Below are 23,954 nucleotides of genomic sequence, written 5' to 3'. Positions count from 1 at the left end.
ATGTAATGAACCAACATAGAAAACTGGCTTGAATGGTAATCGCTATGAACTAAGGGGGACGGAAAAAGGGTTTTTAATAATGAAATTTCTTACATGGGGTGTAATTGGAGCTGCTATCTTGGGTAATAACAAGAGGTTGCAAAGTGGAAATCTTCAGCAATTCACAAAAAATATATCGAACAAATTAAATTTACAGAACACACAACAAATGATGCAACCTCTACAACAAATGGCACAACCAATGCAGCAAATGACTCAGCCTTTACAACAGATGAACCAATAACAACAGCAAACAACTCAATCGTCGCAACAGATGAAACAACCTTTACCCTGTCATCTAAGTTCTTCAGAGTCTTGAGTTAGTTCGGAAGATGAATCAGCTGCTGATTGAAAAGAAGTAATAAAAACAAGTGTGAGTACAAAAGTGATTAACATTTTTTATTTTTCTTTAATCCTCCTCTTATACCTTTATCAAAATTTATTGTATTTTTTCCTATACTGAATAAAGTATGTCTTATTGAACAATCGGGCCCTTTTCTGAAAAAAGAAAGCGTCTTTCTTCATGAAAAGGGCCCAATTATTGAAAAACATTTTTTAACGAAAGGCTCCAAAACGGCGCTTGGGGACGTTCCACTACACTTGTTAGGTGTTTTTAATAAATCTAAAAGGCCTATACATAAAAATTCCTTTTTCTTTCCTTTTATCATGAGTTACATGAATAAAGGAAGTTCTATTTTGAAACGAAATCGCTCCAAATGTTCACTTAAAAACATGTTTTGCCACATGGAGAAATTCCTTAACTGCAGGAGAAGCATTTGCAATAGAATGACAGGCAAGTGCTACTTCACGGCTGTTTTCAATATTTAGTTTGCTGATTTTTATGTTTTGCTGTGTCTTTAAGTATAATTCTGGACCTATCGTAACGCCAAGTCCTTCCTGTACCATATTAGCGATGGTTGTACAGTCGTGTACTTCAAAAAGAATAGATGGTTTAATTTGCGCTTCTGCAAATAATTCCTCAACATGTGATTGGTACATCCCTGTTGGCATAATAAAGGATTCATCCATTAAATCATTCATTTCTACAATTTCTTTAGAGCGGAAATGATGAGCAGAGTGATAAGCGACTACCATCTTGTCTTTAATCAAAGGAACCAAATCGAAATTTGGGCTTGATTTTCCTTTTACTACAAATCCAATGTCAATAATGCCTGAATCCAACCATTCCGTAATTTCCTCATAGGTTCCTTCATAAAATTTAAATTCTATTTTAGGATGCTTTTTCCGGAATTTTGCAAGTAATTTAGGCAATAGGCAGGAAGAAGCACTTGCAAAAGTGCCGATACGAATAATACCTGTTTCCAAGCTTGTCATAAGTGCAATTTCTTGATTAATGACTTCCACTCTTTTCAATATTTCTCTGATATGCGGCAGAATTTTTTGTCCCATTTCTGTAAGTGTTATTCCTTTTTTTCGATCACGAATTAATAAAGAAACTCCCCATTCAGATTCTAAACTCGCAACTGCATGGCTCACGGCAGATTGAGTCATATTTAATGTTTCAGCAGTTTCTGTAAAGCTTCCTAGCTCGACTACTTTTGCAATGATTTCGTAGCGCACGATAGTCATGAGTAATTACTCATCTCCCTTATCAAAAACATCAATTTTACTTATGTTAACATGGAACTTAAAATAAAAACAGCAGTTCAAATATAAGGAGATGTACAAATTGAAAAATAATATAAATCAACTAATCATCATACTTTTAGCTTTAGGAGCTTTTGTAACAGGAACAGCAGAGTTTGTTGTTTCTGGAATTTTAGAACTGATTTCTTTTGAATTAAATGTTTCAATTTCAATAGCTGGCCAGTTGATTACGATTTATTCTTTATCTTATGCTATTGGAGCATTGGTATTGGTCATGCTAACGTCTAAATTTGACCGTAAAAAAGTGCTTTTAAGTGCCATCTCTATATTTATTCTAGGAAATCTAGTTGCATTTTTCAGTTATAATTTCGTCATTCTTATGTTATCCCGAGTCATTATGGCAATGAGTGGAGGGCTGTATATTGTTGTTGCCACCAATTATGCCGCTCAAATTGCAGTTCCAGAAAAAAGAGGTAGTGCAATGGCAACAGTCATTACAGGTTTCACTGTTTCATTAGTACTTGGAGTGCCTATTGGAACATTTTTAGCTGGACATTTTGATTGGCACTATATTTTCTTGATCATTGTGCTTGGTACAGTTTTTTTAATGATAGGTCTTTATAAATTATTACCAGCTATAAAAGGAAACCAACCGTTGCCATTTACACAACAGCTACAAATAATGAATGATAAACGAGTCCTAACTGGTTTAATGACAACGATTTTTTGGATTTTAGGTTATACGATGGTGTTTGCCTACATTGCTCCATTATTAAGTCATACTGCTGGTTTTTCTATAGAAATGACAAGTATCGCATTATTTGTTTTAGGCACATTTGCTTTTATTGGCTCACGCTTTGGAGGATATGCGGTAGATAGATGGGGACCTAATCGAACAATAACATTAAGTTTATGTGTTCATATCATCTCTTTGTTTGTACTAGCATTTACACAGTATAGGGCAGTGGGTGTATTTGTCACACTAGCTTTTTGGGGAGTAGCAACTTGGACAACGACACCAGCAAAGCAGTTTTATCTGATTTCACTAAAACCACAATCCTCCGAAACAGTACTCAGTTTTAATACCGCCTTAATGAATGTGGGAATGATGCTGGGCTCTGCATTAGGAGGAATCATTATTCAATATACTAATATAGAAAATTTAAGCTGGATTGGTGGAATATTCGTAATACTCTCACTTATTTTTATCAGATGTTCTTTCTACCTAAATAAAAAAGTTATGAAGCACCATCGACTTAATTTCTAAACTCAACTGCCTTGATATTCAGGGAATATTAGGTATTGTTTATATTGAATGAAATAACTGATTTTACTAAGGAGACTATTTCAGTAATTGGAGATGAAGTTTTGTTAATGGTTTTTTCGATGTTTTTAAACACTTATAGTATTGAGACAATTAATAAGATTCAATCTAGTATAACTGAACATTCAACAGTTCAAGAAATACAAAAATTATCGTAAATCTAAATCAGATTATTTACCTTATGATTTAGGGATATTACGTAATGGAAGTTATATAAGATTTGGGAAAAGCCGACAATCTAGACTATTCAAGAAACAAAAATTCCTAAAAATACAATAGTTGAGGTAATAGAAAGAAAAAATAATTGGGTAAGAGTGCAAATAGAAGAAAATAATAGCTGTTTAAATGGATGGATAGAGGAGTTAAAAATTAAAAATTGTTGATTGATATTAAAAATTTAAATAGAATACTTAAAAATCAGAACTGTCCTTTAAAGTTCCAAACTTTCTAAGGGCAGTTTCTTGTTTCAAAAGCTCTTTTTTAGAATTTAATCATTACTCATTTTTAATAAACAACAAAGCAGCAAGGAACGGTTTCTGTAACCTTATTCCCGCAAGTTTTTCCTCTTGTTCAGGAGCTTTTACTAGAAGCTGAATTGCTTTACATTGAGAGAACGCTTGAAAAGCGCTTTGGTAGACCTCAAGTGAAAATAAAATATGCACAAACGACGAAAAGAATATGAAATTGAAGGGAGTTTTAGAAACTGCATAAATTTTTATGCAGTTTTTTCTTTACTTTCAAATAATTATTTTGTAAGATAAAGCCAACTTCAAAAGTGGCCAGACCACTTTTGAATTCATTCAGTAAGAGACGCCATCATCTGAAGGTGGTGGATTTTGTTTCTTTTTAGTAGGTATCCAAACACCTACTGAATGAAGATGAAGCCTTTGGATGCATTGTTTATCTGCGCGAAAGGAAAGCGACAGCAATAATTATTCCAAGGCGAATAGATTGACCGAGGAGTTGATCGTATGGATAAAAAAACCGAACAAAAGAAAGTGTTTTTAGATATCGTCCAACAATTACGACAACTTATTAAAATAGAAAAAATACAGGCTGGTGAAAAGTCACCTTCCGAAAGAGTCCTTTCAGAACGTCTAGGTGTCGGGCGATCCTCTGTGAGAGAGGCATTGCGAAGTTTAGAGTTATTAGGTCTTATTGAAACGAGACATGGGGAAGGACGTTTCTAGCTTCTACAAAAGCATCAGCTCGTAGAAATATTGTCGATGTTTATATTAGAAGATGAAAAATCAAAAAGGATGCGAATTAACGCGACAAATTCATGATAAGGAAGCCATTCGCTTTATAAAGTTGTACAGAGACTCTGCGAATACTACCAGTGTGGGGCAGTTTTTTTTGTAAAGCTAGAGATAGAAAGTACGATTAATTGTCAGGATGTTTAACGAGAAATAATCATCACGTCAGGAAATCGTCTTTCACTAAAAGTTTGGTTTCAGTTAGCAGTTTATGCTGGTGACCGTTTAAATCGAAACTCAACAGAAGAAGAAAAATTAATCATTCAAACTATGTTGAAATCGATACAGTTTGGCTATGAAAAAGAAGCATTAAAAGCTTACCAACAGTGGATGAATGCTGAACAAGGCATTTAGACAACAAAGGGGGAGTAAAACATGGTAGTACGTAGCTTATTTAGTAAAAAGAAAGAGGACAGACAGGAAATGGGATTTCCAGAAGGACTTATGACAAAATGTCCAGAATGCCGTCACATTCAGTTAACAAAGGAATTAGAAAAAAATCATAAAGTGTGTACAAAATGCGACCATCATTTCAAAATGACTGCACAGGAGCGCGTAGCATATCTCTTAGATGAAGGTTCATTTGTTTCAATGGATGATCATTTACAAACAAGTAATCCACTTAATTTCCCTGATTATGTAGAAAAAATTTCAGTGGCTAAACAACAAACGGGATTAAGCGAAGCTGTACTGACTGGGTTAGGTACTCTTGATGGAGAAGAAATTGTTGTAGCCATTATGGATTCTCATTTCCGTATGGGCTCAATGGGCTCCGTTGTAGGAGAAAAAATCACACGTGCCGTTGAAAAAGCTATTGAATTACGTGTACCGGTTATTATTTTTACTGCTAGTGGTGGAGCGCGCATGCAAGAAGGTATTCTATCATTAATGCAAATGGTAAAAACGAGTGTGGCATTAAAACGTCATAGTGAAGAAGGACTATTATTTATTTCGATCATGACGCACCCTACATACGGTGGCGTTTCAGCAAGCTTTGCTTCTGTTGGAGATATTAATATTGCAGAACCGCAAGCATTGATTGACTTTGCTGGTCGCCGTGTAATCGAAGAAACATTAAGAGAAAAATTACCAAATGATTTCCAAAAGTCGGAGTTTTTACTAGCGCATGGTCAGCTTGATGCAATTTTCCATCGGAAGGATTTACGAAACCAAGTAGCAATACTTGTAAAAATGCATACAAAAGGCGGTGTGCAATATGTCTAAAAATTTAGCTTTTGAAGAACCAGTCGTACAATTACGAGAAAAAATTGATGAATTAAAAACGATTACTACAGAGGCAAATGTAGACATGACAGGCGAAATCGAAAAGCTTGAAACACGTCTAACACAGCTAGAACAATCTATTTATGCCAATATGAAGCCATGGGATCGTGTACAGGTTGCTAGACATCCAGAACGACCAACTACTTTACAATATATAGAAGCGATGTGTGAAAACTTTATTGAGTTACATGGAGATCGTACATTTGGTGACGATGCAGCTATTCTTGGAGGAATTGCTCTCTTTGAAGGACAGCCCGTAACCATTGTTGGACATCAGCGCGGAAAATCAACTAAAGAAAATATTCGACGAAATTTTGGTATGCCACACCCTGAAGGATATCGTAAGGCATTACGCTTAATGAAGCAAGCTGAGAAATTTAAGCGCCCAATTATTTGTTTTATTGATACAAAAGGAGCCTATCCGGGTAAGGCAGCCGAGGAACGCGGCCAAAGTGAAGCCATTGCTAGAACTCTCTCTGAAATGGCGATTCTAACAGTACCAGTTATTAGTATTATTATAGGGGAAGGCGGAAGTGGTGGTGCCATTGCATTAGGGGTAGCTAATCGCGTCTTTATGTTAGAGAACTCAACGTATTCGGTTATCTCGCCTGAAGGGGCTGCATCGATCTTATGGCGAGATGGTAGCCTAGGGAAGCAAGCTGCAGAAGCAATGCGGATAACAGCACCTGACTTAAAAGAGCTTGACGTTATTGATGGAATAATCCCTGAAATAACGGGTGGAGCACACCGCAATGTTGTGAAGCAAGCATCTTATATAAAAGAATGTATAAGCGTCACACTAAAAGCATTGAATTCTCTAAATGGCGAACAATTAATTGAAGATCGCTATGAGAAATTCAGAAAGATTGGACAATATACAGAAGTTTAAATTCATTTTTAGGTTATTGGACATGTGAATTTGTTCATAAAGAGATAAAAAATGTTTCCTAAATAAATTAATATCCTAATGAATTAATATCCTAATGATGGAAGGAAAAAGAATTGTAGTTGGTAAAAAAGATTGAGCATTTATAATAAAGTTCGATTATTCGATTATTTGTAATATAGTTTGATAAAATAACTTCGTATTTAAATAAAACCCACGCATTTTGATCAAATTTTTTTCAAAATGCGTGGGTTTCTTCTATTATAATATATAATATAAAATCAACGATTGCAACAAACTTTTAATCAAACTTTATTCCAGACCAACACTTTTGTGTCTTATTAATTTGCTTTAAGTGACCATTTACACAGAGTAATTTAAACTTTATGAGTTTTCATCTGTCCATAAAAATAAAATGTCTAAAAGTTCTTGTCCAAAGAATCAAAATGCTTTAAAATCCTCGTGCAAAGAAAGAAGGTAGGTTTGTGGCAGTGTCTAAAAGTTCTTGTCCATATACAAGTACAGATATTATGGGTAGTTGATGAATCAAGGACCTCCTCCACGCCAAATAATTTTAGTTTACATAATATAAATTATAGGAAGTTACGTTTCAATGAAAAGTATACTAATAATAGTGAGACAAAATGGATTTAAAATGTAAAACTAAAGCCACCATCATTTCAACTGCTCTTTTAATCCAAGATAGTCATTGATGGCAAATAATAAAGAATCCAGCTCTCTTGGTGCAACGTTAATTCACCTAGCAAATTAACAGTCAATTGGTCTTCTATTATTGCATCTGTATGAACCAATTCTTTTGTCGTAATCCTCATTCTATTGAACCATTGAATAACTTGCTCCATCCGTTTTTGACCTGCATTTCCAAGGGTATTCGCGGCGAAAGTTTGCGCTCTCGCATTCAACTTCTAAATGACTTTCTCATCTTGGGGTTGTTTATCCTTTGCATTTCCTTCCAAGCTTGATCTCATGAGGACCATTCCTTGATACTAACAGTTGTCATAACATTCAACTCCTATTTTTATTTTTTGTTTTAATTGCTTGTACGCGGTTCATCCAATTGCTTCGAATCTCTGAATCGCAGACTTATAAATACTAAGACCAATGCAATAACCGTTAGGAAAACTCCCAGCAATCGGAATCCTGTCAAGTTGAACGCACCTCCCATAATGATACCTGTCAACAGTGAAGATAAAATTGTTCCCAAGTATCTCGATGTATTAAATAGACCAGATGCTACACCAGCAATTTCTTTTGGAGAGCTTTTAAACAAAGCTGCCTGCATACTAACAGCGTTTAGCCCGTTGCTAAAACCGAATGCGGCTAACGCCAGGCACACACTGATGACTGGTGAACTTTGCGTCCATGTCACAATCCACACTGCCCCCACTACCATCAGTAATGAGGATACAATCAATGCAGGTCTTGGTCCCGATTTACCGACCCATTTCCCTGCTATTGGCGAAGCTACAATCGAGCTCAAGCCCAAGGTTAACATAAGAATCCCTGTCTGAAATTCACTGACATGACGCACCATTTGCAGGTATGATGGAATCCCAAAAAAGAGTGAATAATAAAGTAAGTTAACTAGCAAGTATTGTATATTGACCCAAGTCATCCCTGGATATTTGGCGAAGGTGCGTAAAGGAATAAATGGCGACATTGTTTTTAACTCATGTTGTACGAATATTCCCAACGCAATGAGCCCGATTAGCACAACAACGATATTCCACATAGAGAAATGCCCAGATGACTTCGCTGATAGCAAGCCAACTAGAAGGGCAATCAGACCCACCGCAAAGAGCAGAATTCCTGGCACATCAATCACACCCAGTAATTTTCGAAACGACATGTCACGTGAAACCGTTGCTGCCGATCCATCATTAGGAATCATTTTCCAAGCTAATATAAAGCTCGCCACAACAAACGGGATATTGACGATGAAGATCGCTGGCCAGTCCCACCATTGAATAAGTACTCCTCCAGCAAAAGGTCCTATAGCTGCCGCACCGGATAGGAAAATCGATAAACCTGCTAAAGCATCTGCTTGCTTTTCTGTAATATGAATGCGTACGATAGCTGTTCCAACTGCAATCAGCATACTAGTTCCGATTGATTGTACAATTCTGGACACTATAAGCCATCCGAAATTTGGAGAAAATGGTGCCAGAATAGAAGAAATTAAGGATACAACAAGACCAGCCAGAAATATCTTTCTCCGACCGAATAAATCACTAGCCTTCCCCATTACAGGTTGGGCGATAGCACTAGCGATATAAAATGAAAACACAATCCAGGAAACAGCAGTAAAATCAATGCTATACACATGTTGCAACCTAGCAATAGCAACAGAAATCATTGATGAATTTAAAGGGTTTAATAATATTCCTAGTCCAACGGATATCATTAACCACCTGCTACGAGAATTCATAGTTTACCCCCCTTTATATTTGTTACATTGATATCTTACTTGAAATTTTACATTCATTCCAACGCATTTAAAGTTATGATATCATTGACCAAAAGGAATGATTGGAGAGAAAAAGAAATGGAACTTCTTCAACTACAATATTTTCTAGAGGTAGCTCGATTAGAGCATGTAACCGAAGCTGCCCGAAGTCTCCACGTTACGCAATCGTCGCTAAGCAAAACGATTCAGCGTCTGGAAGAAGATTTAGGGGTACCTTTATTTGATCGCACAGGCAGGAAACTGCGATTAAATGAATTTGGCAACAAATTCATTCGTCGCGCGGAAAGGGCTTTGTTTGAGTTGGAACAGGGGAAGCAGGAGATTAGCGATTTGTCCAGAGCGGAATCTGGCACACTTAAGCTTGCAGTAACCACAGCAAGTACTTTACCCCAGATTATGCGAGAGTTTCGTAAAAAACGTCCTAATATCCAATTTCATGTGCAAATGCTGACCACACTGGAAATGGTCACGCTTTTACATCGAGGTGAAGTCGATTTTTGCTTGTCGTCCTCTCCTTTTCAAGGGCAAGACATCGAATGTCAAGTTGTCTTTGTTGATCCCATTCTTGTTGCAGTTCCTAATGGGCATCGGCTGGCAGACCGAAGTAGCGTATGTTTAACAGAACTTAAGGATGAAAGCTTTGTCGGTGTGAAAAGAGGATACGGCACTCGTGATTTAGTAGACGCTGTATGTAAATCGGCTGGAATTGACCTTAAATATGTGTATGAGGGCGATGAACCTACACGTTTGATCACTCTTGTAGAAGCTGAAATTGGACTTGCCTTCATACCAAGCACAGCAAAAATATCATGGGAAAAGATTAAATATTTGCAAGTTGAGGATCATGAACTTGTACGTGATATCGCTTTATTATGGCATAAAAGTCGATACATGACGCAAGCTTCATTGGAATTCCGCAATGTAGTTCTAGACTATTTTGAGGCAATATCAAGCCAGTCCAATTAATCTTATTGCATGACTCGTACCGATTCGATGAGGTTATGGAACAACCTACAATTAAATTGAGTATTATAACTTCTAACGAATAACGTACATAGTATATTTATTAGTTAGAAGTTATGTCCTGTAGTTACTCTACAATCTGGCCCAATTGTTGAATGAAAGTTTAATATATGTTAAAAAACTTAATACATTGGTGCCTAAGATAGTATTACTTTAAAATAGTTTCCCCATTTCATATAATAAAAAAGTTGTTTTCAGCTGCCATATCCAATAAGAGGACAAATGAACATAAGGGATTATTTACGAATGCTCATTGAAAAAGATATTAATCCTCAATCACCTCGATATCTATTAAATCGTTTTATAAAAGATCTTGAATTATCTTCAAATAATTCTTTTAATGTCTCTGTTGGAATATGAATAATTTCGTAGTCCCTTTCGTCTTCCCCATACTCTAAAAAAGAATTTTCTTTAAATAAAACAATATACTGCATCGAGTTTCCTTTTATTAAATCGTTCTTCTTGATTCCTTAATTCTGAAGAATAATACTAAATAACCAGTCGTCAAATAAATTTCGACAACTGGTTAGGTATATACTTTTTCGGCTGTAATATATCAGTAATTTTCACTGCTACCTGTAGAAAGGACACTAAATAGTAGTTTTACCGAAGCAAGATCTCAGCTTCTTTTGCAAATTCATTACTGTTTTTTATGACCAAATTAGCCGTTTCACTCGGATGGCTAAGAGGAAAATGATGACCATATGGAACAAAATCAACCTTACCCAGATGTGAAGGAGCAGAATAGCCTCTGTCAGAATCCCCCCAAATAATGTGAAGATTATACGTTGTTACTTCATTGAAATCACCTTGAACGTTTTTCGTTAGTAAACTGTTAAGCTGAACCGTAGTATTTAAAATTCTAGGAGAAGTAAAACTTTTACTTAGTTTTTCAATATAATGTTCAGGGATGCTCTCTATACTTTCAAATAAACCATTACTTAATAAATATCGCTCTATCAAATTAGTAGTTGCCAATTTCAATGTCCATTTGTTCATAAATTGAGGAACATATATCGATTTAGCATTTTTTTTAGCAATAGGTGGCTGAAGTAAAGTAATTGTATACTTCTTATCTATGTACTTTTGTACTAATGCTTCCAAAAGAATATACGCACCAAATGAATGGCCAATTAGATGGGCGCCGTTAGTAGCTTTCTCCAATAACTTTTTTACTACATTCAAATAGATATTTAAAAGATTTTTCTCGCGTTTAAAAGGAGAACGTCCCAAACCTGGAAGATCCAAGATCCATACAGGTTGACCCGTTTTTTCATGAAGCTCTAGCGCTAAAGGAAATAAATCCTCCCCATCACTCAATAAACCATGTAATAAAATAAACGGTTTTCCCTCTCCGTGTAATTGGTAAAGGGTATTGTTATCGCATAATGTTCGCTCAAATAAATGATGATGCTCCCCATTTTGATACATCAATCGATAATCCAGATCAGCTACTACGGCAGGGAAAAAGTTCATGACACTCATCTTCTTAAACCAATCTCCCCCCCTCATGGTTTTCACCGAACCATTTGAAAATGTTCGTTTTGTGATAAAATTCAGTCCATCAGAAGGAATGTTTGTTATTTTACTTACTCCACTTTTCATTATTGTTTTCATAAGCGGCATTGGAACAGAGATTTTTGGTGCCCTCATATTCATACTTTCCGACATAACACTTAATAATTCAGCAATGTTCGGATCGTTCTCTTTGTCATCAACAAGTGTATATGTTTGAATAGCCGGCTGCTCCAATTTGAAAACCTGCACAATAAACTTCGCAAACTCATCGTTTGAAATCAGTGGCAACCTATATCCCTTACCTCCCGGAATCACTGGCATGAGCCCTCTTCGCATACTTGTCACAAGCAAACCTAATCCTGCTATCTGCTCTGTACTCCCTGTTTTACTACTACCAACCACAGTTGGCGGATTAATGACAGACAGCGGATAACCTACTGCTGATGCCTGTTGACGGATATAAAGATCAGCTAAAAATTTTGTTTTCTCATATGGATTTTTTATTTTTAAAAATTTGTTTCCTTCTTTAAATACATCTATCGCAACCTTGCTATTATTATCATCAAAGGGACTCATGTAACCTACAACATGAATAAATTGCTGTAAGCCCTTCAATTGATGAATACTTTTAGCGAATTCACTAATATGTTTGGCGCCATTCAAAAATACAGAAGTTGCCTCTTTGTTTGTCGCTTGAATATCCATAGAGCCTCCTGCGTGAATAATCACATCCGTTTTCAATACCAACTCCTTATCTTCAGCACTTAGACCTAAGTCTATTTTCGTTAAATCACCTTCAATAAAGTGCATATTTTCCTCTTTTAAGATGCCTCTTTCCTGAAAAATGTGTGTTGCTTTACTTTTCGACCTCACTAAAAGAAGAATGTTCACATCCTCTTTGGCTAATTCCTTCACTAATTGCTTTCCAATAAAACCTGTTCCACCCGTTAAAAATACTGTCCTCATAAAAATCCTCCTAGTAGTACTGCGTAGTACTAATTTGATGTAAAAAAAATGCTTCTTTTACCGAAGCAAGTTAAACAAATGATCTGCTGTTTTCATGATTACAGTTGCATCCTCCAGTGTTTCTGAAATAAATAGCGCTCCTTCAAGATTTGTAATAAAAAGAGATGCAACCTCGTCAATATTTATTGTCTTTCTAAATTCACCATTCTCTACCCCTTGTTTAAGGAATAGAGAAACTTTCGTTTGTAAGCCTTTAAAAAAAAGACCTATTTTTTCTTTTACTTTTGTGGCATTTGTAGGACTTTGAATATAAAGCGTAATAAATGGACAGCTCCCCTTATATTCTCTCGTCTGAACTCCTTGTGTTATTTGCTTTAAAAATAGTTTGATACGATCTTCAACTAATAAATGGTTTTGAGATAGTAAGTCATCTATTGCAGATTGATACATTTCAATCCAATAATCAACGACCCCTTCCAACAATTCTTCCTTATTAGAGAAGTGATAATACACATTAGACTTTGAAACTTTGCTTACACGAACTAATTCATCCATGCTTGTATAAGCAAACCCTTTTTCTAAAAATAATGTTGCAGCTACTTCAATTACACGTTTTTGATTCATTAATTTTACCTTTGTCATAATTAGTACTATACGGTACTACAATGTGTGTTGCAAGTATTTTTGTTAGTTTAAAAAAATTTTGATTAAAAATGCGGAACTTTAATTGATTTTAAAAATGTCATTTTGAACAAAATTGAACGGATCCCCAAAACTGTTTTGGATGGCTTGTAATTATTCACTTGTGTTATTTTGCTTTTATGCCCGTTAAGGATGATTGACAAAATTGATTCATTAATACCCTTCATTCAATATAAAAACTCCATTTTGATTGATGATGATCAAAATGGAGTGTATTTACCATAATTTTTTATTATCCCTAGCTGTTATTCAAACAATGGCATCATATGCTTTCTAATAAATTCAACACGATCCTTGGCACGTGGCATAAAGCGCGAAGCAATCGAAATGACCATCTTCTTTTGAGGATTTATGAATATTACATTTCCCCCATCCCCCAAAGCTGCATAGCAATCATCAAGTATCCACCACAAATAACCATAGGTCAGCTTTCCTGATCGACTTTGTACTTTAGTGCTGTCCTCTATCCATTGAGAAGAAAGAATTTGGCGACCGTTCCATACACCCTCATTTAAATAGAGCTGACCTATTTTGGCCATATCCCGGGTTGTTAACGTAAGTCCCCAACCAGCGGTATTTACTTCCTTAGGATCTACTATCCAGCCAGTGACATATTTATCCTTCAGAAAAGCGAAATAGTCTTCTTTATTTTGTATAGTTGTATTTGTGGGAGCTTTGATTGCAAGAGGTTTAAACAAGTTTTCTGTAGCGAAATCAAGAACAGATTGACCAGTGGCAGTTGTAAGAACACCTGATAAAATATGTGTGCCAACGGTAGAATAGTTAAACACCCCAATACTACCTTTGCCCCCTAGCAAATCCAATGCAGCTTTTACCCAGTCATCACTTGAATATACTTTCGTATAAGGCTCTGACTTGTATTTATAGGGTGCAGTCATTGACAACAAATTTGCTATGGTGATGTTTTGAATGGTTTTTTCGCCACGTTTCACTGTATAATTTGGAAAAAAATCTAACACATGCTGTTCTATATTTTTCATATATCCTTTATCAATTGCCATTCCAATAAGAATGGAGATGATACTTTTAGTGACAGATGCTATATGCAAAGCATCATCTGGGGTGTACCCATCAAAATATTTTTCGTAAATTAAATGATTATCTTTTCTAATAGCGATGCCTGCTATATTGGAATACTCTTTTTCTATTAAATCTTCAAAGTTATTCATCATTCTGATTGTTAGGGTTTGACACATTGACGTCAGCTATATCAATCCCCATCCTTTCGCTAAAATGAATCATCAATATTGATGTAATAAAGAATAATTTATTATAAAAAATTATTCAATTCTTTTCTTTTTTCCAGCTAGTGTGATAACAAAAAAACGTTAATCCTTGTTCGATTAACGTTACGGTTTCTTTTTATCTATCTTCATTTTCATAATATGCTTCATTCGCATGTTTCTGATCTGTACCTTTAAGGTATGCTAGGATCATTTTAGGACGTTTAAGTAAAACCCAGTCTCCATGCTTATCAAATTTTCTGCTTGAAGTGATCATTCCATTTTGAATTGTTCCGTATTTTTTTCCGTTCTTTTTTCCCCAATCTTTTAATCGTTTAGCAAAATCGGCATCTTCTGCCATGAGCATATTTTCATTAAATCCATTAATTGCTTGAAAATCTTTTTTGTAGCACCAAAAGATGCCTACAGAAATTGCACCATATTTTAAAAATATTGGTCCGATTAACAACAAAGCTGAAACAAAAATTCCTAAGGACATTCTTTCAAACTTTCCTGTAACGCCCCCGCCAATGTACTTACCTGTGATTAAGTTCTCCACTGCCTTCGATAACACATGTTCGTTCATCTGTGTATCGGCATCAATTGTGACGATGATTTCCCCTCTTGCTATATCAACGCCAGCGTTCCTAATCTTCGAAAGGTTCTTATCGCTATTTTTTAGTAGGATACAATTATACGATTTTGCAATTTCCTCTGTTCTATCTGTACAGCGATTTAAAACAACAATAATCTCTACTTGATTTTCAAAGGATTTGGAAGCCTTTAAAATAGATTCTAAGCATTTTCCAATGTATTTTTCTTCATTATGGGCTGGTATGACTATTGAAATTTTTATATCCTCTTTCTTTTGCACTTCTAAAGAGTTCTCCATGTCGTACATACAGCTCCTCCCTTTTAAATGTCTTCTGCATTTATAAAATAAACCAGCTGATCAGTCCACTTGTTGTCCTCGTATATGAATCCTTTCCTCGTGCATTCATAAAGCATCCCAACATTTTCTGCTAATTTTATAGATGCCGTATTGTCGAGGTTTATATGAGCTTCTATTCGATGATAATTTAATTTTTCAAATGCTAGATCAATCGCTGCCTTTACAGCCTCTTTACCATAACCTTTTCTCCAAAAATGGTTATGAATGGTATACCCGAACCTAGCCCATTGAAATTCTTCCCTCATAATTGTGGAAAAGTCTACAAAACCAATATGCGTATTATCTGTTTTTCTAAATACTCCAAATACATACACCTTATCATCCTCAGCCATCTGATGATGCTTAGTAACTAAATCACGAAACCATTCTTTCGTACAGATGCTCATATCTAATTTACCTTCATCGTATTTATGCTGGGAAGGTAAACGATTTTCATATTGCGTAAGCCAAGAAGAGTAATCTCCCTCTTCCATTAATCGAATAATTAATCGTTCTGTTTTCGTCATTATCTTAGTCAATCGAACACCTCATACCTTTCTAAATAGCGATTCATGGAAGTAGTTTACTAGGCTTCTTCGTCTGCAGAGGGGCCGTAGATGCCTGGTACTGGAATATCGAGAAGTCGCAAGTATACCCCAAGTTGCGCCCGATGATGGACCATGTGGCTTAATCCGAAGGTGCGGAACGCAATTGCTCGAGGCTCTTGGAGAATAATATGGTCACCATGACGTAGTGTCCATTCCTCTCCGAGCGTTTTCTCATCACATTCAGTAAGCATCATTTCCAGTTTTCTTACGTTTGTATCGAACTCATCCAGAATGTCAGCTCGCTTTTCTAATGCCTCTCGTCGTAACGGAACGGTGGAAAGATCAAAGTCTAAGTACTGTAAAATAGCCATTTGCCAGTTTAGCAGATTGATTAGGTGCGTGGCCAGACCTCCTAGTGTCATTGATTTCTCATGTGGCCTCCATGTCATATGCTCGTCGGGCAAGCGTTCCAGCATGCGACGAGTAGAAGCCAATTCCTGTGTTGTATCCCCAACAATCAATTGTTTAACCATAAAATCCCTCTCCTCCCTTTTAATCAGCATACTATAAATTCCATTCAAGGGGAAAGCTCTCAGATAAGTTTTTATGCTATGGTTAAACCTTTTTTAGACTGTTAGAATATGTAAATACTTCGAGGGTTTTGCAGTTTGAAGAAATGTTCATAAGGGAATATACTAGATTGAACAAAAAGGGGTGAAGACAAGGTGAAAATAAGAACATTTTTGTTGTTAATGATTTGTTCCTTAGCGTTAGTTGCTTGTAACGATCAGAAAGAAGCATCGGAGGTGATAGAAATTCAAGAATTAATTAATTTCGATGAAGTGCAACCCGATACTTTACAACAAATCTCCGATGCGAAAGATATTAAAATTATAGAAAAAACATTTAAAAAAGCTAGAGAATTCGGTGAGGTCGATAACGAAATTGCTCCGCAGTATAAGATCAAACTAAACGATGATGAATACTATCTATGGATTGATAATACAATCACTGGGACAATAGCAAACGTAAACAGTAAAAATATGTTCTACAATATCCTAGCTACCGATGAATTTAAAGAGGCCATTAATTATCGAGAGCAGAATAAATGATTTTTAAATAATTGTAGCAACGATCTGTAAGAAACATAGATTGTTGCTATTTTTTTAGGGTATGTTTCATATTATCTAGCTTCATGTTGCTGGGAATGTTCTCTCACTTTTTCAACGGATATAGAGCCCCTCCGTATTAGCGATCTTTTCTAATAACTCAAGATTATGTTGGCTGAAAATTAAAAAGGCTAAGCCATTCCCACTAAATACAATATTCTCCTCAGGTAAAATAAAATGTAAATGGAGATGGTCCGAAACAGCTAATTTTATTAGTGAAATTAATATTGTGTACTCATCAATGTTTAATAAAATGCCTTCTGTAAGATCTTTAGGTATAATTTTATTCCACTCATTCTCGTAGACTTTATAATACAATTGATCCTTATATAAAGGATCTGGTAAATAATAAAATGCATAAAATTCAGATGATTTTAACCACATCAATTCAAAAAATCTCTCAAATTTTTCTAGGCTTTTCTGGTACGAATGATAATCCTGCGTTTTTTGTTGGAAATCGACCATCTCTAATTTATCGAAGAATACTTCAACTTGACTATATTTTTCATTACTTTTTATCTGATAAGGGTAAATATCAAGTATTTTAGCACTTTCATAATCATACAATTGCTCTAGTAATTCTTCTAATTTTTTACTGTCTTTATTAGTTGCTTCCTTGCAAATACAATCGATTATATTTTCTAATGACATACCTTTTGACTCCTTTAATTCCTTCTTCAGCACAGCAATGCAACGATCATAGTATACCATCTTTCTATTGTTGCACCATGCCAGCGTTTTACAAGCTATGCAGCTTTTCCTACTTTCTGATACCAGCCCTCCCCATCTGTCACTAATAAAATTTGTCCAACTTTATGGTAGTGCTTTTTTACACAGTTTAAATAGATGGAATATTTAGATTTTTATTGATGGAATGGAAATGATTAATTATACTTAAATGATTAACGTTCGATTAGAAACAAATAATACTAGAGTATTGGGGAGAGAAGAATGGAAGAATTAAAAGTAGAAAAAGCAATTCAAGATATTTATCCAGATGATATCGCTTGGTGTTATGGGTGTGGCCGTTTGAATGATGATGGTCATCATCTTCGCACGGGGTGGCATGGTGATAAGACGATTACAATCTATACACCTGAATCAAAATATATGGGTATTCCAGGATTTATCTATGGTGGTTTAATTGCTTCATTAATTGATTGCCATGGAACAGGGTCGGCAGCGCTTGCCTTGCATCGTAAAAATGGACATGAAATTGGTGATGGAGCGGAGCCACCTCGATTTGTAACGGCTAACCTTAATGTAGATTTCCTAAAGCCAACACCCCAACATGTTCCATTAAAGGCAATTGGCACTGTTGAAGAAATTCATCCGAAAAAATGGAAAGTAGAAACTGAAGTTTACGCGCAGGATACGCTCTGTGCTCGTGGAACAGTAGTTCTTGTAGTCATGCCTAGTACTTTTCTAAATAAAAATGATTAGCATTTTTTATCCTCACTAAAATAAAGAAGAGCACATCTTATTCATAGATGTGCTCTTCTATTGCGTTTTTAATGGATTCATAATCAAGGAACTGTATTACTAATAACTGTCACAAAGCCATTTCTCGTGGCAGTTTCCATTAACGAATAAATAGAGTCACTGGCAGTTTTGTTAAACTCATACCATTGGTCAACAGCTGCGTCATAAATCAACACGTCTGGCTGTCCAGTCAAAGGTTTATCTGAAGATTGCACCAACGAATAGAGATCATAACGTGCTATGCTACTACCTTCCTTGTTCAGGAAATCATATTGGCCCATTTTATAATAGCCCCCAATTACGGTGCTATGGACAGACCATGTGTAGTCGTTAGGCTGTTTTATCTTCTTGCCCATATTTTTAGTAAATATACGGTGCATTTCTTGCATATAGGCATTGCCATTGATTTGCTCGACTACTCCCCCCATTGTCATGTGGTATTCATGAAGTAATGCTTTCACTTCAACACCCTTAATCATCAATGGCTCTGTATCGATTGAGATCGTTAAATGATCGTATTGAACTTTACAGCCAAAGGTTTCTGCTAGAAAACGTAATGGTACAATGGTGCGTCCATTCTTTAAGTATGGCTTCGCATCCAATAATACCGTTTTTCCATTTACTGTGGCTTTACTACTGTTCAACTTTAAACTGACTTTCATCTCACTTTGGGTCAGTATTACTTGCCCATCCGACCAATGCACCTTAGCCCCTAAATTTTCACTAATCACGCGTAAAGGTACCATTGTTCGATTGTTTTTTATTTCGGGCTTCACATCCGTTTGTACTGTCATACCGTCCACTTTTAGTTGACTACTAGCTGCTGTAGCAGTTGTGATCGATGTAAGAATGACAATCAACATAAGGAAAATACCTGAACATATTTTTTTCATGATTATTAGCTCCTTTACTTCGCTATCATTACTTCATTCCATATGAACCCTATTATTTCCTTCTGCTATGAGCTACGATAACAAAAAAATCCTGCATTTTCGCAGGATTTTTAAGTAAACTTTATGCGGTTTATATATAGGTACGCTATTTCGTACCACTTGCACCAAATCCAGATTCTCCACGGACCGTTTGAGATAATTCATCTACTTCCACTAATTGAATAGAAGGAACAAATTGTATAACCATTTGAGCAATGCGCATTGATTTTTCTACGATAAACGGTTCTTGACCATGGTTGATTAAAATAACACCGATTTCGCCTCTATAGCCTTCATCTATAGTGCCTGGGCTATTCAGTACGGTTACACTATGCTTTAATGCTAGTCCACTTCTTGGTCGAATTTGGGCTTCCGTTCCCTTAGGTAACTCAATCTGAATACCTGTCTTAATGAGTTTGGCTACGCCTGCTGGGATTTCTACTGCTTCTATGGAATAGAGGTCCATGCCTGCATCACCAGGGTTGGCTTGTATCGGTAGCATGGCATCAGCGTGAACTTTTTTAATTTTTACTTCTAGATTCATTGTTCTTCATCCTTAACGATTAAAATTGAATGTGTCATCTGTGATTGGCGCAACTTTTGCCTTGGCATAGGTAGCACCCTTTTGTGAAAAGAAATCATATGTGGAGCCTTCATTACGAATACCATTCATCACAATTGGATTGACTTCCTCTTCTGGGAACATGGCTTCAAAGCCGACATTCATTAAAGCTTTATTAGCATTATAACGTACATATGCTCGCACTTCAGGTGATAATCCTGTTTCCGCATAAATATCATCTGTATACTTCATTTCATTTTGATATAAATCTAATAATAGCTCATAGCCCCATAAATGTAGCTCTTCTTGCTTTTCCTTTGAAAATTGCTTGAATAAATTTTGAGCAAAAAATCCAACTGCTACCCCATGGATAGATTCATCGCGCAAGATGAGTGAAATAATCTCGGCACTGTTTCGTAGGAAGCCTTGTCCTCCTAAGTATAATGGATAGAAAAAGCCAGAATAAAACAGGAAAGATTCAAGCATAACGGATGAAAACATCGCTTTCCATAAGCTCTCTGGATTGCCTTCTTCAATACTATTATAAATGTCTGCTATTTTATTGGCCTTATATTGTAGAAATTCATTTTTCTTGACCCATTCAAATAGCTCGTCGATTTCTTCGTTTGTACAAAGCGTTGTGAAAATATAAGAATAGGACTTGGCATGTATCGCCTCGAATGCATCAAAAACGGTTAGGACAGCCTTTTCCTGTAAATCGTCTGTATAAGCAGCAACACGATTCATCCCGATATTTGTTTGTACAGTATCCAGTAAGGTTAATCCTGCAAATACTTTTTTATATGTGTCCTGATGCTCAAAGCTTTTCCATTGTTTAATATCTTTACTGACCGCAATTTCTTCTGGAAACCAAATTTGCTTCCATTGCTGGTCCCAAAATATTTGGGCAAGCTCACTTGTTGCCTTATTCCAATTGACTGCCTCATAAATTATATTTGACATGCTACACACTCCTCTAAGCTTTGTAATCGTTGACGAACATAGTAAACAGACTTAATGCCCTTTATCCACGCATAAATGTATACTTTAGCCAATTGTTCGGTTGTCCAATTGTCCGTTACATAAAGCGTCATGGAAATACCTTGGTCAACGTGCTTTTGAGAAGCTGCATATAAATCAATTAAATCATACGGATTTACATCATACGCCTCCACATATAAATGACTATTGTCATTTGTTAAATGAGGCATTGGATAAATGGTTCTACTATCGGCGTAATCACGAACCTCTACGCGCTCTGTACATGGTGCGATTGAAGCCGTACAGCTACGAATATATGAAATACTACCAGTTGGGGCAATAGCCAAACGATAGGAATGGAATAGACCGTACTGCATTACATCCTGCTTTAACGTTTCCCACATCTTGTTTGTGATGATTGGAATATTGCCAAGCGCCTTCAACACAGCAGGCGATAGTTCTTCTTCAGTTTTATTGATATATTGGTCAAAATAGCTACCTGATGCATAATCACTGTCCTCAAATCGGTAGAAGGTTGCAGCTTTTTCTTTCGCCATTTCCATCGAAGATTTCAGAGAATAATAGTTCATCGCTTCCATAAAGTGATCCATGAAATCAATGGAATCTTTTGAGCCGTACAGGATGCCTTCTGTCACGAGATGCCCATGGAGGTTCATACAGCCAAGCCCTACAGAATGCATTAATTGATTGGCTTTTGCAACAGACGGTACATTCTTAATGTGCGTCATTTGCGATACATTCGTTAATAGGTGCATGGCTGTATCGACTAATGCGCCGAAATCATTGACTTTACTTGCTGCATGGATATCGATGGAACCTAAGTTACACGATACATCTAATCCATAGTCATTTGGTTGATCCTGGTCCGTAATGATACTTGTCTCTTGTACTTGTAAGATTTCTGTACATAAATTGGACATTTTGACACGTCCAATATTTTTTAAAGGATGTACCTTATTGACATTATCATCAAAGATTTCAAACGGATAGCCTGATTCAAATTGTGCTTTTTTCACCTCTGTGTAAAGCTTACGTGCATTTAAACGTTTAATTTTACGAATTTTAGGGTTATCAAGTAGCTCGTAGTACATGTCTGAAATGGAAATTTCAGACATACGTTTGCCATATTCTTTAAAAATATCATATGGGCTAAACAAAACGATATCCTTATCACGTTTCATCAGTTCGAAGAAAATACTAGGTATAATAATCCCTGTTGAAAGGGTAGCGAGGCGAATTTTATCATCAGCATTTGGTTTTTTTGATGAAATGAAATTTTCTATGTCTGCATGGAAAATATTTAGATAGACAACACCTGAGCCATTTCGTTGCCCTAGCTGATTAGAATAACTGAAAGAATTTTCTAACAGTTTCGCTACTGGGATGACACCACTTGCACGATTTAATATCTCTTTAATTGGATCACCTAATGGACGTAAATCTGTTAAGTTGACCCCAACTCCACCACCAAGGCGTGATAGCTCTAAACAATAGCCAATATTTTCAGCAATACTATTCATGGAGTCATCCATTGATAATTTAAAGCAGCTGACTAATTCACCACGTGCTTTCTTACCACTATTTAAAGCAGTTGGTGTTGCAGGCTGATAGGCTTCCATCATTGCTTCGACAGAGCGTTCTGCTAGAGCCGTGTTGCCTTGAGCTAAATACAAAGCAATAATGACAATACGATCCTCATACTTTTCTAAGATCTCTTCCCCATCACGACTTTTCATAGCATAGCTATCGTAAAATTTGCTTGCGCTCATAAAGGATGGAAAGCGGAAATTATAATCATAGGCTTTCTTGTACAGCTTCTTAATAAATTCCATTTCGTACATGTCGATAAATGCTTTCTCATAGTAGCCCTCATCAACTAAATAGCGTATTTTTTCCTCAATATCTATAAAATAACGCAAACGTACGTTAACATACTCTAAAAAGTAGCGGCGCGTAGCTTCGCGGTCCTTTTCTAACTCAAGTAATCCAGTTGTACTATAACGATTCAGTACGTCATTATTAAGCTTTAAATAGGTTTTCATCTCATTACCCTCGTTTCATAAAACGTTTGTATTGCTTCGTAATCCGTTTGATTACCTCGTAAATCTAATTTCCTTACTAAGGGTACATGATAGGTAGCAGCGATTTTCTCACCAGCAGCACCAAATACATGATGACCGAAGTTACTATTACCACTGGCAACTACTCCTTTACAAAAATCCCTGTTTTTTTCTAAGAAACGTTGTACCTTTGCTGGAATGTCACCTAAACCATCTGTGTAGGTAATTAAGAGATATGGCTTGTTCAATCGCAATTCTTCCGAGAGCTCGATACATTCTGCCTTTAATTTGGATACAACATTTCGGACATTACCTGTACGACTCGCGTAAACAATCATAGGGCAATCAACTCAATTTGAGAAACAATTTCCTGAACATCTCCTATGAAAGTTTCATTCATCTCTAAAACAGGCACACTTAAAAAACCTGCGTCAATAATCGTTTGCTTTGCTTGTTCATCGTGATCGATGTTAACAATTTCAGCTTCAAGTCCTGCACGTTGTAGTTCAGATTTTACCCATAGGCATTTTGGACAAATTGTTTTCGTATAAAGTTTCATAGAAATCCCTCTTTTCATAAAATAAAAAAGCCTATCTCCTCTAAAGAGATAGGCTAAATGGAAACGTTAACATACCAAAAATACTGACGTTCCCATCTCTTAATCCCCGAAGAAATGATAAATTTGTTTTATAAAGGCAGGTCTCCTGGCTTTGCTTCATTCTCTGATTCCCTTCCCATGCAAATGCACAGTGGTTGCAATCATCGTCAGCTTCACAGTTGCGGGGACAGCGTCGGAATTGTACCGAACTTCCCTTTTAAACTACATGTAGTAGTACCTTTGTAAAACGAACACAATATATAGTTGTTGTTCAATAGTTTTAAGTGTACCATCCTTCAAATGAAAAGTAAATCAAGATTCTAAACTTCTTT

25 protein-coding genes and 1 riboswitch are annotated in these 23,954 nt (G+C 36.1%); of the genes, 9 read left to right on the top strand and 16 right to left on the bottom strand.

Annotation, left to right across the window (positions count from 1 at the left end; translation table 11 throughout):
- Positions 1-79 precede the first annotated feature (79 nt).
- Positions 80-283, top strand: a complete 204-nt coding sequence (locus LBYS11_RS11400; protein ID WP_103118151.1) for a hypothetical protein — start codon at positions 80-82, stop codon at positions 281-283.
- 476 nt (positions 284-759) lie between these two features.
- Here LBYS11_RS11400 and LBYS11_RS11395 read toward each other — a convergent pair whose 3' ends face one another.
- Positions 760-1,629, bottom strand: a complete 870-nt coding sequence (locus tag LBYS11_RS11395; protein WP_066036726.1) for a LysR family transcriptional regulator — start codon at positions 1,627-1,629, stop codon at positions 760-762.
- A 91-nt stretch (positions 1,630-1,720) separates the two neighbouring features.
- Here LBYS11_RS11395 and LBYS11_RS11390 point away from each other — a divergent pair, with 91 nt between their 5' ends.
- The 5 genes from LBYS11_RS11390 to LBYS11_RS11375 all read left to right on the top strand — a co-directional run bounded on the left by LBYS11_RS11390 (position 1,721) and on the right by LBYS11_RS11375 (position 6,400).
- The gene (locus LBYS11_RS11390) at positions 1,721-2,914 is read left to right on the top strand and encodes an MFS transporter (protein WP_103118150.1); all 1,194 of its coding nucleotides are present in this window, start codon (positions 1,721-1,723) and stop codon (positions 2,912-2,914) included.
- 302 nt (positions 2,915-3,216) lie between these two features.
- Positions 3,217-3,354 (top strand): SH3 domain-containing protein, encoded by a 138-nt coding sequence (locus LBYS11_RS24130; RefSeq protein ID WP_158651977.1) that lies wholly within the window; start codon positions 3,217-3,219, stop codon positions 3,352-3,354.
- 588 nt (positions 3,355-3,942) lie between these two features.
- Positions 3,943-4,161 carry a FadR/GntR family transcriptional regulator gene (locus LBYS11_RS24125; RefSeq protein ID WP_369700631.1) on the top strand — a complete coding sequence of 73 codons (219 nt, stop codon included), beginning with the start codon at positions 3,943-3,945 and terminating at the stop codon, positions 4,159-4,161.
- Positions 4,162-4,602: 441 nt separating this feature from the next.
- The gene (gene accD, locus LBYS11_RS11380) at positions 4,603-5,451 is read left to right on the top strand and encodes an acetyl-CoA carboxylase, carboxyltransferase subunit beta (RefSeq protein WP_103118149.1); all 849 of its coding nucleotides are present in this window, start codon (positions 4,603-4,605) and stop codon (positions 5,449-5,451) included.
- Positions 5,444-6,400, top strand: a complete 957-nt coding sequence (locus LBYS11_RS11375) for an acetyl-CoA carboxylase carboxyltransferase subunit alpha (RefSeq protein WP_103118148.1) — start codon at positions 5,444-5,446, stop codon at positions 6,398-6,400. Before accD ends, LBYS11_RS11375 begins: the two co-directional genes overlap by 8 nt.
- A gap of 689 nt (positions 6,401-7,089) precedes the next feature.
- Here the strand turns inward: LBYS11_RS11375 and LBYS11_RS23635 are convergent.
- Together LBYS11_RS23635 and LBYS11_RS11365 are read right to left on the bottom strand one after the other, a co-directional pair.
- Entirely contained in the window at positions 7,090-7,230 is a 141-nt protein-coding gene (locus LBYS11_RS23635; RefSeq protein ID WP_233731932.1) for a hypothetical protein, read from the bottom strand.
- A 218-nt stretch (positions 7,231-7,448) separates the two neighbouring features.
- Positions 7,449-8,846, bottom strand: a complete 1,398-nt coding sequence (locus tag LBYS11_RS11365) for an MFS transporter (protein WP_103118147.1) — start codon at positions 8,844-8,846, stop codon at positions 7,449-7,451.
- Positions 8,847-8,963: 117 nt separating this feature from the next.
- Between LBYS11_RS11365 and LBYS11_RS11360 the strand changes: the two genes are divergently transcribed.
- Positions 8,964-9,851 carry a LysR family transcriptional regulator gene (locus LBYS11_RS11360; RefSeq protein WP_103118146.1) on the top strand — a complete coding sequence of 296 codons (888 nt, stop codon included), beginning with the start codon at positions 8,964-8,966 and terminating at the stop codon, positions 9,849-9,851.
- 660 nt (positions 9,852-10,511) lie between these two features.
- On the opposite strand, the gene LBYS11_RS11355 is transcribed toward LBYS11_RS11360, so the two are convergent.
- From LBYS11_RS11355 to LBYS11_RS11330, 6 genes are all read right to left on the bottom strand, one after another.
- Positions 10,512-12,392, bottom strand: coding sequence for an alpha/beta fold hydrolase (locus tag LBYS11_RS11355; RefSeq protein ID WP_103118145.1), 1,881 nt, complete (start codon positions 12,390-12,392; stop codon positions 10,512-10,514).
- Positions 12,393-12,449: 57 nt separating this feature from the next.
- Positions 12,450-13,016 (bottom strand): TetR/AcrR family transcriptional regulator, encoded by a 567-nt coding sequence (locus LBYS11_RS11350; RefSeq protein ID WP_054550174.1) that lies wholly within the window; start codon positions 13,014-13,016, stop codon positions 12,450-12,452.
- A 323-nt stretch (positions 13,017-13,339) separates the two neighbouring features.
- The gene (locus tag LBYS11_RS11345) at positions 13,340-14,287 is read right to left on the bottom strand and encodes a serine hydrolase domain-containing protein (RefSeq protein ID WP_233731928.1); all 948 of its coding nucleotides are present in this window, start codon (positions 14,285-14,287) and stop codon (positions 13,340-13,342) included.
- 190 nt (positions 14,288-14,477) lie between these two features.
- Positions 14,478-15,239, bottom strand: coding sequence for a glycosyltransferase (locus LBYS11_RS11340; protein ID WP_103118142.1), 762 nt, complete (start codon positions 15,237-15,239; stop codon positions 14,478-14,480).
- A 14-nt stretch (positions 15,240-15,253) separates the two neighbouring features.
- Positions 15,254-15,808: a GNAT family N-acetyltransferase gene (locus tag LBYS11_RS11335; protein WP_016991743.1), complete on the bottom strand. Its 555-nt coding sequence runs from the start codon at positions 15,806-15,808 to the stop codon at positions 15,254-15,256.
- Between the two features lie 47 nt (positions 15,809-15,855).
- Positions 15,856-16,350 carry a DinB family protein gene (locus LBYS11_RS11330; protein ID WP_103118141.1) on the bottom strand — a complete coding sequence of 165 codons (495 nt, stop codon included), beginning with the start codon at positions 16,348-16,350 and terminating at the stop codon, positions 15,856-15,858.
- A 192-nt stretch (positions 16,351-16,542) separates the two neighbouring features.
- Here LBYS11_RS11330 and LBYS11_RS11325 point away from each other — a divergent pair, with 192 nt between their 5' ends.
- Positions 16,543-16,929 carry a hypothetical protein gene (locus LBYS11_RS11325; protein ID WP_054550170.1) on the top strand — a complete coding sequence of 129 codons (387 nt, stop codon included), beginning with the start codon at positions 16,543-16,545 and terminating at the stop codon, positions 16,927-16,929.
- Between the two features lie 111 nt (positions 16,930-17,040).
- Here LBYS11_RS11325 and LBYS11_RS11320 read toward each other — a convergent pair whose 3' ends face one another.
- Positions 17,041-17,670: a hypothetical protein gene (locus tag LBYS11_RS11320; RefSeq protein WP_233731926.1), complete on the bottom strand. Its 630-nt coding sequence runs from the start codon at positions 17,668-17,670 to the stop codon at positions 17,041-17,043.
- Positions 17,671-17,937: 267 nt separating this feature from the next.
- Here LBYS11_RS11320 and LBYS11_RS11315 point away from each other — a divergent pair, with 267 nt between their 5' ends.
- Positions 17,938-18,429: a PaaI family thioesterase gene (locus tag LBYS11_RS11315; protein ID WP_048392750.1), complete on the top strand. Its 492-nt coding sequence runs from the start codon at positions 17,938-17,940 to the stop codon at positions 18,427-18,429.
- An 83-nt stretch (positions 18,430-18,512) separates the two neighbouring features.
- Here the strand turns inward: LBYS11_RS11315 and LBYS11_RS11310 are convergent, their stop codons facing one another.
- The 6 genes from LBYS11_RS11310 to LBYS11_RS11285 all read right to left on the bottom strand — a co-directional run bounded on the left by LBYS11_RS11310 (position 18,513) and on the right by LBYS11_RS11285 (position 23,583).
- A complete protein-coding gene (locus LBYS11_RS11310) occupies positions 18,513-19,361 on the bottom strand; it encodes a copper amine oxidase N-terminal domain-containing protein (protein ID WP_103118140.1) in 849 nt (282 codons plus the stop codon).
- 145 nt (positions 19,362-19,506) lie between these two features.
- Positions 19,507-19,944, bottom strand: coding sequence for a dUTP diphosphatase (gene dut, locus LBYS11_RS11305; protein ID WP_048392753.1), 438 nt, complete (start codon positions 19,942-19,944; stop codon positions 19,507-19,509).
- A gap of 12 nt (positions 19,945-19,956) precedes the next feature.
- Positions 19,957-20,925: a class 1b ribonucleoside-diphosphate reductase subunit beta gene (gene nrdF, locus LBYS11_RS11300; RefSeq protein ID WP_004229921.1), complete on the bottom strand. Its 969-nt coding sequence runs from the start codon at positions 20,923-20,925 to the stop codon at positions 19,957-19,959.
- On the bottom strand, positions 20,913-23,006 hold the full coding sequence (gene nrdE, locus LBYS11_RS11295; protein WP_054550167.1) for a class 1b ribonucleoside-diphosphate reductase subunit alpha: 2,094 nt from the start codon (positions 23,004-23,006) through the stop codon (positions 20,913-20,915). Before nrdE ends, nrdF begins: the two co-directional genes overlap by 13 nt.
- Entirely contained in the window at positions 23,003-23,362 is a 360-nt protein-coding gene (gene nrdI / locus LBYS11_RS11290; RefSeq protein WP_048392755.1) for a class Ib ribonucleoside-diphosphate reductase assembly flavoprotein NrdI, read from the bottom strand. The genes nrdE and nrdI overlap by 4 nt, the downstream gene beginning before the upstream one ends.
- Positions 23,359-23,583 (bottom strand): glutaredoxin family protein, encoded by a 225-nt coding sequence (locus LBYS11_RS11285; protein ID WP_004229925.1) that lies wholly within the window; start codon positions 23,581-23,583, stop codon positions 23,359-23,361. Before LBYS11_RS11285 ends, nrdI begins: the two co-directional genes overlap by 4 nt.
- 117 nt (positions 23,584-23,700) lie before the next feature.
- A riboswitch (cobalamin riboswitch) is annotated at positions 23,701-23,879 on the bottom strand.
- Between the last annotated feature and the right edge of the window lie 75 nt (positions 23,880-23,954).

It is taken from the genome of Lysinibacillus sp. YS11 (assembly GCF_002896375.1).
GTDB classification, from domain to species: domain Bacteria; phylum Bacillota; class Bacilli; order Bacillales_A; family Planococcaceae; genus Lysinibacillus; species Lysinibacillus capsici.
This window is presented reverse-complemented; position numbering and strand designations above follow the sequence as displayed.